This is a genomic window from Arthrobacter sp. GQ119 (genome assembly GCF_059759125.1).
Genome location: NZ_JCAXEA010000005.1, coordinates 83,809 through 96,542, shown reverse-complemented (window position 1 = coordinate 96,542; position 12,734 = coordinate 83,809). Strand labels below are relative to the sequence as shown.

Annotated in this window: 9 protein-coding genes; 3 read left to right on the top strand and 6 right to left on the bottom strand. The window is 65.9% G+C overall.

Features of this window, described 5'->3' with window-relative positions; all coding sequences use genetic code 11:
- Nucleotides 1–70 precede the first annotated feature (70 nt).
- Together AC6CH3_RS06385 and hutG are read left to right on the top strand one after the other, a co-directional pair.
- On the top strand, nucleotides 71–1,513 hold the full coding sequence (locus AC6CH3_RS06385; RefSeq protein ID WP_498131626.1) for an NCS2 family permease: 1,443 nt from the start codon (nucleotides 71–73) through the stop codon (nucleotides 1,511–1,513).
- Nucleotides 1,514–1,668: 155 nt separating this feature from the next.
- Nucleotides 1,669–2,700 (top strand): formimidoylglutamase, encoded by a 1,032-nt coding sequence (gene hutG, locus AC6CH3_RS06380; protein WP_498131625.1) that lies wholly within the window; start codon nucleotides 1,669–1,671, stop codon nucleotides 2,698–2,700.
- Nucleotides 2,701–2,751: 51 nt separating this feature from the next.
- Here the strand turns inward: hutG and AC6CH3_RS06375 are convergent, their stop codons facing one another.
- Nucleotides 2,752–4,953, bottom strand: coding sequence for a transglycosylase domain-containing protein (locus AC6CH3_RS06375; protein WP_498131624.1), 2,202 nt, complete (start codon nucleotides 4,951–4,953; stop codon nucleotides 2,752–2,754).
- A 113-nt stretch (nucleotides 4,954–5,066) separates the two neighbouring features.
- Nucleotides 5,067–6,371, bottom strand: coding sequence for a cation:proton antiporter (locus AC6CH3_RS06370; protein WP_498131623.1), 1,305 nt, complete (start codon nucleotides 6,369–6,371; stop codon nucleotides 5,067–5,069).
- Between the two features lie 197 nt (nucleotides 6,372–6,568).
- On the opposite strand from AC6CH3_RS06370, the gene AC6CH3_RS06365 reads away from it, so the two are divergent.
- On the top strand, nucleotides 6,569–6,829 hold the full coding sequence (locus AC6CH3_RS06365) for a hypothetical protein (RefSeq protein WP_498131622.1): 261 nt from the start codon (nucleotides 6,569–6,571) through the stop codon (nucleotides 6,827–6,829).
- Nucleotides 6,830–6,934: 105 nt separating this feature from the next.
- On the opposite strand, the gene AC6CH3_RS06360 is transcribed toward AC6CH3_RS06365, so the two are convergent.
- From AC6CH3_RS06360 to AC6CH3_RS06345, 4 genes are all read right to left on the bottom strand, one after another.
- On the bottom strand, nucleotides 6,935–7,171 hold the full coding sequence (locus AC6CH3_RS06360) for a hypothetical protein (protein ID WP_400577580.1): 237 nt from the start codon (nucleotides 7,169–7,171) through the stop codon (nucleotides 6,935–6,937).
- 163 nt (nucleotides 7,172–7,334) lie between these two features.
- Nucleotides 7,335–8,927, bottom strand: a complete 1,593-nt coding sequence (gene hutH / locus AC6CH3_RS06355; RefSeq protein WP_498131621.1) for a histidine ammonia-lyase — start codon at nucleotides 8,925–8,927, stop codon at nucleotides 7,335–7,337.
- Between the two features lie 10 nt (nucleotides 8,928–8,937).
- The gene (hutU, locus tag AC6CH3_RS06350; protein WP_498131620.1) at nucleotides 8,938–10,656 is read right to left on the bottom strand and encodes a urocanate hydratase; all 1,719 of its coding nucleotides are present in this window, start codon (nucleotides 10,654–10,656) and stop codon (nucleotides 8,938–8,940) included.
- A 235-nt stretch (nucleotides 10,657–10,891) separates the two neighbouring features.
- On the bottom strand, nucleotides 10,892–12,583 hold the full coding sequence (locus tag AC6CH3_RS06345) for an HNH endonuclease signature motif containing protein (protein WP_498131619.1): 1,692 nt from the start codon (nucleotides 12,581–12,583) through the stop codon (nucleotides 10,892–10,894).
- Nucleotides 12,584–12,734: the final 151 nt, after the last annotated feature.

Below are 12,734 nucleotides of genomic sequence, written 5' to 3'. Positions count from 1 at the left end.
GCGAATTCACCGGGGAGCATCCCGCTGACCGAATAGGATGCAAGCATCCCCACAAACCCCCGGAGGACTAATGCTTAAGCAGGGCTCTGCACTGGACCGGTATTTCAAAATTTCCGAACGGGGGTCAAACTTTTCCCGCGAGATCCGCGGCGGTTTTGCCACGTTCTTCGCCATGAGCTACATCGTGGTGCTGAACCCTCTGATTCTTTCCGGCCCGGACTCCTCGGGTGCCACCCTCGGCTTCCCCGCCGTGGCGGCCGTCACCGCCTTCGCTGCGGGCATCCTGACGATCCTCATGGGTGCGTGGGCCAAGCACCCGTTCGCGATCGCTACCGGACTGGGCGTCAATGCATTCGTAGCAGTCACGGTAGCCACCAACCCTGGACTGACCTGGCCGGACGTGATGGGCCTGGTTGTCCTCTCCGGAACCACAATGCTGATCCTGGTCCTGACCGGCTTCCGGACCGCGGTATTCAAGGCTGTCCCGGACGGGCTCAAGACGGCGATCGTGGTGGGGATCGGCCTGTTCATAGCCCTGATCGGCCTGGTCAACGCCGGCTTTGTGCGCCGCATCCCGGACGCCGCCGGCACCACCGTCCCCCTGGGCCTCGGATTTGACGGCAAACTTCTGGGATGGCCGACGCTGGTGTTCGTGTTCGGCCTGATCCTGACCATAGCCCTGCTGGTGCGCAACATCAGGGGCGCCATTCTGATCGGCATCATCGTCTCCACCATCCTGTCCGTGATCCTTGAGGTCACGCTGCGCATCGGACCGAGCTTCGACGGCACGAACTACAACCCGCAGGGCTGGTCGCTGGTCGCTCCGACGTTCACCGAATGGGCTGCCCCCGACCTCTCCCTCATTGGCAAGGCGGACCCCGTCGGCGCCTTCGAGCACCTCGGTTTCGTGGCGGCCGCGCTCCTCGCGTTCGTGATCCTGCTGAGCATCTTTTTCGACGCGATGGGGACCATGGTGGGCCTGGCTAACGAGGCAGGAACGGTGGACAAGGACGGCAACATCCCCAACGTTGACCGTGTGCTGCAGGTGGACGCCCTCGGCGCCATCGTCGGCGGCGGTGCGTCCGTGTCCTCCAACCAGATTTACGTCGAATCCGGCGCGGGCATCGGCGAAGGTGCCCGGACAGGCCTTGCCTCGATCGTGACCGGACTGCTGTTTCTCGTGGCCATGTTCTTCACCCCGCTCATCAACCTGGTGCCGTTCGAGGCCGTGGCCCCCGCCCTCGTGGTGGTCGGCTTCATGATGGTGGCCCAGGTGGGCAAGATCCACTGGCAGGACTGGGGCATCGCCATTCCTGCTTTCCTCACGTTCACTCTGATGCCCTTCACCTACTCGATCGCCAACGGCCTGGGCGCGGGGTTCATCTCCTACGTCCTCATCCGCACATTCCAGGGCCGCACCCGGGAGGTCCACCCGCTCATGTGGGCAGTGGCCGCAGCATTCGTCCTGTTCTTCGCCATCGGACCCATCGAACAGGCGCTCGGCATGGCCTGATGCCGCCCCGCCGGGCATCCAGAAGGAATTTGACGGCAGTGTTTCTCCGGAATACTGCCGCCAAATGTCATCTCGCGGGAGGAGGTTCCGGGATTTCAGACATCCCGACGGCGGCATGGCTGGTTTTCGCTCCCTCCGTGCGGTGAGCTTGGAGCATGGATTTTCCCGCGCTCTCGGTCGATGTTCAGCCCCACCCGTGGACGGGCCGTTTCGACGGTGACGGTGCAGCCCACCGCCGGTGGTGGCAGGCGGTGACCCCGTATGCAGAAGCCCGGCAGGACCGCAGTCCGCTGCGCCCCGACCCGCCCGTCCGGGCTGCCTCGCCAGCCGAGTCCACGGGGAGAACGTCGACACCAGCCTCGCGCCCTGCCGTGATTCTCGGATTCTGCAGCGACGAGGGCGTGCGCCGCAACAAGGGCCGGACCGGTGCCGCAAAAGCGCCCGCCTCCATCCGCGGTGCGCTGGGCCCGTTGGCCTTTCACCTGGACAGACCCGTCCTCGACGCCGGCGACGTGTCAGTCCGGGACGGCCACCTCGAAGCCGGCCAGGCGCGGGCCGGCGTGGCGGTCTCGTCCCTCCTTGATACGGGCAACCTGACTGTGCTGCTCGGCGGGGGCCACGAGACGGCCTTTGCGAGCTACCTCGGTGTCGCCGGCTCCGAGGCCGTCCGCGGCGGGCAGCGGCTCGGGGTCCTCAACCTGGACGCCCATTTCGACCTCCGCGACGAACCTGCCCCCAGCTCCGGCACCCCGTTCCTCCAGATGGCCCAGGCGGAGGCCGCCGCGGGCCGCGAACTGAACTACGCCGTCGTCGGCATTTCCCAACCGAACAACACGCAGGCGCTGTTCTCCACCGCCGATCGTCTCGGAGTGAAATATCTCCTGGACGAGGACTGCACCCAGGACGCGGTGCAATCGTTCGTGTCTGACTTTCTGGCGGACATTGACGTCCTGTACCTGACCATCGACCTCGACGTGCTGCCCGCGGCGGTGGCTCCGGGCGTGAGCGCGCCGGCGGCATTCGGCGTCCCCCTGCCTTTGGTCTCAGCTGTATGCCGCCAGGCAGCCGCCAGCGGGAAGCTCCTGCACGCGGACGTGGCGGAACTGAATCCGGCCTTCGACATCGACGGCCGCACCGCCCGGGTGGCAGCGCGGCTCGTCAACACCCTGCTGGACACGCGTCACTGACCCACATCGCTGCAGCAGGATCGCTGCAGCAGGATCGCAGCCAGGCCGCAGCTAGTCAGAGAAGCCGGCCCGGTCCTTGGACTTGGACGAAGCGGCGGGCGCCTTCGGGGAGGCCTTCTTGACCATGGAGGACGGCGGCTTTGGGAATGCTTCCGCCGGATACAGTCCTGCCACTTTGTTCGTGTAATTCGCCCACTGCGGCCCGGCGATCATGTAGCCGTCGATGCGCGAATAGAACTTTCCGTTGATAGTCAGGTTCCGGCCCGCACGTTTCTGGCCCTCCAGGGCGTCGCCGAAGAAGGATGCCGTGGCGATTCCCGAGGTGTAGCCAACCACCCAGCTGGCACCGTTGCTGTTGTTCGTGCCCGTCTTGGCCGCCACCGGCAGCCGCCCGGAGATCTTGGGGTTGATGTGGATCCCCGACCCCACCTTGAGAACGTCCTGGAGCACGGAGGTCACGCCCCGTGCGACGTCCCGGTCTATGGCGTCCTGGCACTTGGGGGTTTGCGCATGAAGCGGTTTCCCGGCCCGGTCTGCTACCCGCAGGATGGCGATCGGGGCGCAGTACTGGCCGTCGGCGGCAAAGGTGGCGAAGGAGTTGGCCATGTGAAGGGGTGCCACGCCTGTGCCGCCCAGCACGTTGCCCAGCTGGTGCATGTTAATGGGAGAGCCGTCCAACCCGCTGTGGAGGCCCACTGCGTTGACCATCTTCTGGATGCCGCAGAAATCCAGCTGCGCCGCTGAGGCAAACGTTGCCGTGTTGATGGAGTTGTACAGCCCGTAGTTGACCGGCATCTTCCGGTAATAGCCCTCGTCGGCGTTCTGCAGGTCATCGGCCGCCTCGAGGCCCGCCCTGCGCTGCTTCGTGCTGTACGCGCCGGCCACCTTGCCGCAGGAGGACCGCCATTTGAAGCCGAGCGGATATTCACGCTTGGACGCATCCACGCTTTCCGTTATGGTCCTGCCCTGGTTCAGCCACTCCGCAAAGGTGAACGGTTTCATGGTCGACCCGGGCTGGAATCCGCCGGCGCCATTGAGGTCGTTGCCGTTGGGGTCCCTGGAGTCCACGTTGAAGTTGAGCTGCGTATCGAACTTCCCGGGCTGCGGGAGGAATACCGTGTTCTGCGCCATGGAGAGGATCTTGCCGGTTCCCGGCTGCACCGACACCAGGGAGGCGCCCCATTTGCCCGGGTTCGGCTTGGCCGTGGCGTCCACCTGCGCCTGGGCAGCCGTCTGCAGCCGGCTGTCGAGTGTGGTGGTGATGGTCAGGCCGCCGCGGTACAGCTTTTGCTCCCGGGCCTTAGTGTCGGCGCCGTACGCGGGGTTGTTAAGGATCAGGTGGCTCACGTAATCGCAGAAATACGGGGCCATCGTGGCGGCTGCGCAGCCCTGCCTTGACGGCCGGAGCTTGAGCCCGATGGGTGCAGCTTTGGCGGCGGCGTGCTCCTTCTTGGTGATCATGCTTTCGGCCAGCATGGAATCCAGGACCTGGTTGCGCCGCTGGATGGCGTTCTTCGGGTTGGCCACGGGATCGTAGAAGCTGGGGCTGTTGACCAGTCCGGCCAGCAGCGCGGACTGCGGCAGGCTGAGCTTACTGGCAGGAACACTGAAGTAGTACTGGGCGGCCGCCTCGATGCCATATGCACTGCGGTTGAAGAAGACGATATTGAGATACCCCTCAAGGATCTGGTCCTTGGTGTATTTCTTTTCCAGCGCAATGGCCAGGCGCATCTCGCGCAGCTTGTCACCCATGCTCTTTTGCCCGCTGAGGACCACTTGGTCCTCGCGCCCGGCGGAGATCATGGCTTCGTTGACGATGTTGGTGACGTATTGCTGGGTCAGCGTGGACGCGCCCTGCCGTTCGCCGCGGGTGAGGTTGCTGGTCAGCGCCCGGAGAACGCCCTGGGCGTCCACGCCGCTGTGCTCGTAGAAGCGTGTGTCCTCGATGGCCACAACTGCGTTCCTGATGAACGGGGACATCTTGTCAAGCGGGATCCGAACGCGGTTTTCCGCGTAGAACGTGGCAATCGGCTTCCCGTCCGCCGTTACCATCCTGGTGGTTTGCGACGGCGGCTGCACGGTCAGTTCCGTGGGAAGACTGTTGAAATAGTCGATCGACCTGCTGACCGTCGTGCCGGCCAGGGCCGCGGCGGGCACCAGGAAGCTCGCCACCAGGACACCGCACATTGCGCTGACGAGCAGGAATCCGAGCATCCTTGACAAGGCCCGCCCAGTCCGCGACAAAAACCTCATTACTGCCACGCTTCCAGCTCACCATGCATCCGATTGACTTCAGGATACGCGTTGCCCTGTATGCAGGCCACACAGCCTGCCGGGACCCGCAGGCGGGACCGGACAAGAGCGCCTCAAACGGGAGTGTGCGGCGCCTTCCCCTCGTCGCCGAACCTTTCGGCCGCCCGGCGTTCCCGGAGCCGGTCAAGCCGCTGCATCACCGGCGCGGTGGTGGCACCATGCAGCACCACGGACGTTGCCACCACCAGCCCCACGATGCCCCACAGGTCGTCCGTCTGGCCACCGAACTCGCCCTTGCCGAGCGCGTAGGCCAAGTAATAGAGCGAGCCGATGCCCCGGATGCCGAAGAAGGAAATGGCGATCCGTTCCCTCGGACCGGTCTTGCCCCGGGCCAGGGCCAGCCAGCCGGACAGCGGACGGACCAGAACCAGGAAGGCCAGTGCGACGGCCACCTCCGCCCAGCCGACTCCGGCCAGCAGTCCCCTGGCGATGGCCCCGCCGAGAAGGACCAGGATTACCACGGTCATCAGCCGCTCGAGCTGTTCCACGTACGAGTGCAGGACCTTGTGGTAGCCGTGGGTATGCTCTGCCGCCCGGATGGTCACGGCACACACGAAAACGGCGATGAAGCCGTAGCCCTCGATCATCTCGGTCACTCCGTAGGCCAGGAACGTGGCGGCAAGGGCAACGAACCCCTCGGAGTGGTTGGAGAGCCGGATGCTGTCGTGCCGTGCAGAGAAGAAAAGCCGGGCCAGCACCTTGCCTGTTCCGAATCCCAGCAGCACGCCCATGCCCGTGCGCCACAGGACATCCACGGCGAACCATTCCGGGAACCAGTCGGCGGGCGACGTGCCCACGACGCTCATGGCAATGGCCAGGTACACGAAGGGAAAGGCGAGACCGTCGTTGAGCCCGGCCTCGGATGTGAGCCCGAACCTGACCTCGTCCTCCTTGTCGGCCTCGTCGACCTCGTCGGCGGGCTCACCAACCTGGACCTCTGACGCCAGCACCGGGTCGGTGGGCGCAAGGACGGCCGCGACCAGCACGGCAGCGGCAAGGCCCAGTCCCAGCACCCACAGTCCCAGCAGCGTCAGGAGGAGCATGCACAGCGGCATGGCAATCCCCAGCATCCGCCAGGTGGTGGCCCAGCGGAGGCGTCCAACGGGACGGTCCAGTGCCAGGCCGGCGCCCATCAGCGAGATGATGACGCAGACTTCCGTCAGGTGCACCGTGAAGTCGGCGTGCTGGACGGGATCCGGGTCCGGGAGGTCGCCCAGCAGCCAGAACACGGCGAAGCCGGCGGCCAGGAACACCATGGGCATGGAGAACGGCGCATTGCGGAGGAGCTTGGGCAGGACGGCCGCGGTAAAAACGGCCAGACCGGCCGCGGCGAAGATGATGCTTGCGGCTTCAAACATGGTCGCCTCCAATCCGGCGCGGGCGGGGTGTGACCAACACTAGCCGCGAACCGGGCACGGCGTCCGTTGTTCCGGCGAAGCAGGCTGACCTGACAAGCTCTGTCAACACACGGGTCAAATGCCAGTCATCTTACGTTTGCCGCTATAGAGGGTAGACTGGTCTCTGCCTCGGCATTGAAATACAGAAAGTTCGGTACATGAGCACAGCAACCATGGAGCGCCCAACCGCTTCTTCAACCGCGTCTGGCTCCTCGGATTCCCGGTCCATCCACCTGGCCTTCACCAGCGCGGACCAAGTCCACGAGGGCCTGGAGAGCGCCGTTGAAGCCCTCATCGAAACAGCGGCCCAAGAGGGCACCTGCGGCATCCGCGTCACCCGGATCGAGCCCGGCCGTTACACCGTCGCCCTCGACGAGTCCGTCCCCTTCGGCGAAACGCACGAGGACATCGCAGCCTAACACGCAAAAAGCCCCCGCCTCTGACCTCATCCGTCGCCTAACAGCGCTGGATGATGCCAGGGTCGGGGGCTTTTGTGTGCCTAACCCTGTGTACGTGCCGGTGGACTAGGCCCGCCGGACCTGCACGCCGTCCGACTTCATGAAGGGCTGCGAGTCGGAATGACCGCTGCCCACAAGCCAGAGGACGTTGCCGCTCCGTGAGATCTCCTCAACCTCGCCAGTCGCAATGACGTGCGCATGCTTGAGGATCTCGACACGCTCGCCCGCCTGCAATGATCCCCAGTCGGAAACCGTAGCAGCGTGTGCGATACGTCTGGACAGGACTGCCCCGCGTGCTTTCATTTGAACTTCTACCCCTTTGTGGATGTTCTTGCGCCACAGCATCGTTGATGTGACTTTCACTACATCTTCAGTTCTACTACAATCGGGCCGCGGGAACCCGCAGCGTTGCACAGTATTTCGGCGGCGCCGGAAAATGTTTCCCGGCGCCGCACATTGTTCAGCCTTAGGCGAGATTGCCGACGGCGGATTCGGCAGCCGCCCGCACCTCGCCTGACGCCACGAGCCTGTCCGCCGCTTCCAGTTCCGGCGACAGGTACCGGTCCGTGCCGGGACCATGGACCACGCTGCGCAGCACTTCAATGACCGCGGCACCCGCTGGCCCCGGAGTCAGGACCCCTCCCGAAAGCTGCGTGCGCATGTCGATGGCGCGTGCTGACGCCACCAGTTCCACCGCCAGGACGCGGCGCAGGTTCTCCACGGCCTTCCGCAGCTTGCGTGCGGCGTGCCAGCCCATGGACACGTGGTCCTCCTGCATGGCGGAGCTTGGAATGGAGTCCACCGAGGCAGGAACCGCCAGCCGCTTGTTGTCCGACACGAGCCCCGCCTGCGTGTACTGGGCGATCATCAGCCCCGAATCCACTCCCGGATCGCCCGCGAGGAACGCCGGCAGCCCGTGGGAGCGGGCGGGATCCAGCATGCGGTCGGTCCGCCGCTCCGCGATGGAGCTGAGGTCCGCGACCGCGATAGCCAGGAAATCCAGCACGTATGCCACCGGGGCGCCGTGGAAGTTTCCGTTGGAGGAGACGCGACCGTCGGGGAGGACCACGGGGTTGTCGATTGCCGCAGCCAGTTCGCGTGACGCAACAAGGTCCGCATGGTCCACGGTGTCCCGGACCGCGCCGGCCACTTGGGGAGCGCAGCGCAGCGAGTAGGCGTCCTGGACCTTGGAGTCCCCGACGCGGTGCGAGGCCACAATCGGTGAGTTGGAGAGGACCCGCAGCATGTTGTCGGCGCTGGCGGCCTGCCCGGGATGCGGGCGCAGTGCGGCGTGGAGTTCCGGCAGGAACACCTGGTCGGTGCCCAGCAGCGCCTCGACGCTGAGCGCTGCGGTGATGTCCGCCGTCGTCAGCAGTTGCCGGATGTCCGCGATGGCCATCAGGAGCATGCCCAGCATGCCCTCGGTGCCGTTGACCAGTGCCAGGCCCTCCTTCTCCGCGAGGACCACCGGCTCAATTCCGTGCCGGGCGAGGAGCTCTGCCACCGGGCGTCCGTCCTTGCCGCCATACTGTTCACCGTCAGGCCCCGTGGCTTCGCCCTCGCCCATGAGCACCAGGGCACAGTGCGAGAGGGGCGCGAGGTCGCCGGAGCAGCCCAGCGAACCGAACTCCCGGACCACCGGTGTGATGCCGGCGTTCAGCACATCAACCATGGCTTGCAGCACGACAGGCCGGACGCCGGTGCGGCCGGAGGCGAGGGTCTTGGCGCGCAGGAACATGATCCCGCGGACCACTTCGCGCTCCACTGCAGGCCCCATGCCGGCAGCATGGCTCCGGATGAGCGATTTCTGCAGCTGTGTGCGGAGCTCATTGGGGATATGCCGGTTGGCGAGCGCGCCGAATCCGGTGGAGATTCCGTAGGCAGGGACATCGCTGGAGGCGAGGTCATCGATGTGCGCGCGGACCTTGGCCACTGTGTCCAAGGCTTCCTGGGAGATGGTCACCTTGGCGTCATGGCGCGCGACGGCGACGACGTCCTCGGGGGTCACGCCGCTGGAGCCGAGGGTGACGGTGAGCGGTTCGTGGGTAATCGTTGTCATGGTGGTGTTCCTACTTCTTTGCTTCTGCAGAGTCTGCGGACTCCTGCATGGGGATGCGGACGCCGCGTTCCTTGGCGACGTCGAGTGCGCGGTCGTAGCCGGCGTCGGCGTGGCGGATGACGCCCATCCCGGGGTCGTTGGTGAGGAGCCGTTCGAGCTTCTCGGCCGCGAGGTCGCTGCCGTCCGCGACAGAGACCTGGCCTGCGTGGATGGAACGGCCGATGCCGACTCCGCCGCCGTGGTGGATCGAGACCCAGGTGGCACCGGAGGCCGTGTTGAGCAGGGCATTAAGCAGGGGCCAGTCGGCGATGGCGTCAGAGCCGTCGGCCATGGCCTCGGTCTCGCGGTAAGGCGAGGCAACAGAGCCGGAGTCGAGGTGGTCGCGGCCGATCACGATGGGCGCCCTGACCTTGCCTTCCTTCACGAGCTGGTTGAACAGCAGCCCGGCCTTGGCCCGTTCACCGTAGCCCAGCCAGCAGATGCGCGCCGGCAGCCCTTCGAACTCCACGCGCTCACCGGCGGCATCGATCCAGCGGTGCAGGTGCTTGTTCTCCGGGAAGAGTTCCTTGATGGCCCGGTCCGTGACGGCGATGTCCTCCGGGTCTCCGGAGAGCGCGACCCAACGGAACGGTCCCAGGCCCTCGCAGAACAGCGGCCGGATGTAGGCGGGGACGAAGCCGGGGAATTCGAAGGCACGGGCGTAACCGCCCTTCCGGGCCTCATCGCGGATGGAGTTGCCGTAGTCGAACACCTCGGCGCCGGCGTCCTGGAATTCGACCATGGCCTGGACGTGCCTGGCCATGGACGCCTGGGCCTTCTTCGTGAAGCCTTCCGGGTCAGCCTCAGCCTCGCGGTGCCATTCCTCCACTGAGATGCCTTCGGGGAGGTAGCTCAGCGGATCGTGGGCGGACGTCTGATCCGTGACGATGTCAACTGTGAGTTCGCCGGCCTTGTGGCGGCGCAGGATCTCGGGGAAGACCTCGGCGGCGTTGCCGACATAACCGACGGACCAGCCGCGGCGCTCCTCCTTGGCCTTGAGCACTTTGGCGATGGCGGTGTCGAGGTCGGTTTCCACCTCGTCGAGGTAGCGCTTGCCCGCCCGGCGGCGCAGGCGGGTCTCGTCGACGTCGACGATCAGGCAGGCACCGTCATTCAGTGTGACGGCGAGCGGCTGGGCACCGCCCATGCCGCCGCAGCCGCCGGTGAGGGTCAGGGTGCCGGCGAGGGTGCCGTTCTCGTCCCCGGTGAGCTTGCGGGCGATGGCGGCGAAGGTCTCGAACGTGCCCTGCAAAATGCCCTGGGTGCCGATGTAGATCCATGAGCCCGCGGTCATCTGGCCGTACATCATCAGGCCCTCGGCCTCGAGCCGGCGGAACTCGGGCCAGTTGGCCCAGTCGCCGACGAGGTTGGAGTTGGCCAGCAGCACGCGCGGCGCCCACTCGTTGGTGCGGAACACACCCACAGGCTTGCCGGACTGGACCAGCAAGGTCTCGTCCTTTTCCATGGTTTCCAGGGTCCGGGTGATGGCGTCGAACGCGGCCCAGGAGCGGACGGCGCGACCCGTGCCGCCGTAGACCACCAGATCGTCCGGGCGTTCGGCCACCTCTGGGTCCAGGTTGTTCATGAGCATGCGCAGCGGGGCTTCCGTCTGCCAGGATTTTGCGGTGAGCTCGGTGCCTCGGGCTGCTTTGACCGGGCGGGCACCGGTGGTGAAGTCGGCGGGTGCCATGAGGGGCTCCTTCGTGTTGCTGGGGTGGTTCGGTGAAGTGCTTCTGTATCAACTAAAGCCCCTCGGGGACAGGCCCGACAGGGCTTTCGAACGGGTGCTGTCCGGTATTCCAGACGCACCCTTCCCCTGTCCTGCGAAGGAGGACCAGCGGCCATCGGGACGGCAAGGAACGCAAGCCGCCGCCATGAGTTGCGACGCATATTGAGCAGGAGATGGCGGCGGGGGCCGCATTTTCCTAGAGGACTGCGTTTTCCTGGAGGGCCGCGTATGACTCCGAGGACAGAAAGTCCGCCCAGTCGCGGAATGGGTCCTCGGCCAGGGGATGATCCGTCAGTTCGATCTCGGGCAGCAGGTCTTCGGGGGCCACCAGGTCGCGGTCACTGTCCATGCCAGGAGTTCCGGGCACCGCGGAGCCACGGTTGTTGTAAGGCTGCCCGGGCGTTCCGGGCGTTCCGGGCGTTCCGGGGCCAATATTGTTGGCCATGGCAAGGATCTCGCTCGGCCATCGTGGTGGTTCCCAGTCGGGTTCTTCACTGGCATAGTTGCGGCCCGTGGGTGAAGTCCAGCCGGGCGGATCGTTGGCACTGGCGGGGGTGGGCGTCCATGCGGTGGTGTGTCTGAGGCGGTGGTGTTTGGGACAGGGCTGGCCCAGGTTGCTGATCCCGGTGGACCCGCCGGAAGCCCAGGCAAGGAGATGATCTGCGTCGTTGTCGAGGGAATGGTTGTTACAGCCGGGGAACGGACATTTGCCGTCCCTCAGCCGCAGCCATTGGCGCAGCGCTTTGGGGATCCGGTAACTGGTCCGTCCGATCTCCAAGGGCGCGCCATCACGCGGGTCAATCAGCACCCTCAGGAACGAGGACGCCCCGTCCGCCACAAGGGCGCGACCCATGGACGGCGGAACCGGGCCGTACCCGTCCAACATGGCCGGCTCGTCAGTCAGACCCAGCAGCGAGAGCACCGGAACGGTTATGAGGACCTGGGCTGCCGGAGACGGAACTTCACCGAATGGCGGTTGGCTTGCCCGCACGCCGTCTTCAGGGATGGCGTCGTCGAGGATGCCGTCTTCCATGCCTTCCGCAGTGCCGGACATTGTTCGTTCCCGGCCAGTAGTGAGGAGCCAGGCGGCGGCGACATCCGCACGAAGCTGCGAAAGGGTCCTGGCCTCCTCCGGTCCCTGCAAGGCTCTTGCGGCGGTAGTGATGCGGTCCCAGATACCGGCAGCCTGGCCGGCAGGGAGGTAGGCAGAAAGCCAGGCCATGCCGTCGCGGTCCGGTGTGTACTCAACCCGCCGGTCGGCGACGCTGCGGGAATGTCGCTTTTCGATGCTGACCGGGTGGTGCCGTTCGCGCCAGGTCCGGGCCTTGGCACGGAACCGGGCTGGCACAAGTTCCCCGGCCGGACAGCCCCGTGCCGGGCTGGGCGCCTCCTTGTCCAGGAAATGCGCCTCCATGCGCGTGGCCCCTCCCCCGTCAAGGTTGGCGCTTTCGTCGATCATGACCCGGGCGTGCTGCCACGAAATACTCCCGGCCTGCAGGGCGGACAACGTCAGCGGCAGGGCGGTGGTGAGCGTGCGGACTTCGGACAGGAAGGCCCCGGCCGTGCGTTCGCTGACCGTCAGGACGCATGCGACCTCCGCGGTAATCGCCATGTCCTGGGCGGCCTGTTCCTGCGGGGACATGCCCGGTGCTGCCATGGCCATGGCGGCACCGGCATATCCAGCGGCCAGGTGCACTTTCAGGGCGGCCATTCCTGCTTCCACCTTGGCCACCTCAGCCAGGCTGTCCAGGCACGCATCCGCGTGATCACGAAGAGGGTCCGCAGCGGCCGAGCCCAGGGTGGCCGCCCCGCGGCGGACGACAACAGCCAGCGCCGCGAGGGAGGCCTCCACGGCCTTCAACGCCTCCACAGCGGCTCTGCTTTCCATGCCCAAAGCATCTCAGTGGGCACTGACATTATTGATGGCGCAAGCACGGCTCACCCCACTGCCCCGGGATCACAAGTGTCCGTTCGCGCTCCGCCGGGAGCAGCCTGGACAGCCCGGACAGTCTGGAATCAAAGACACCAAAGCTCCGTGA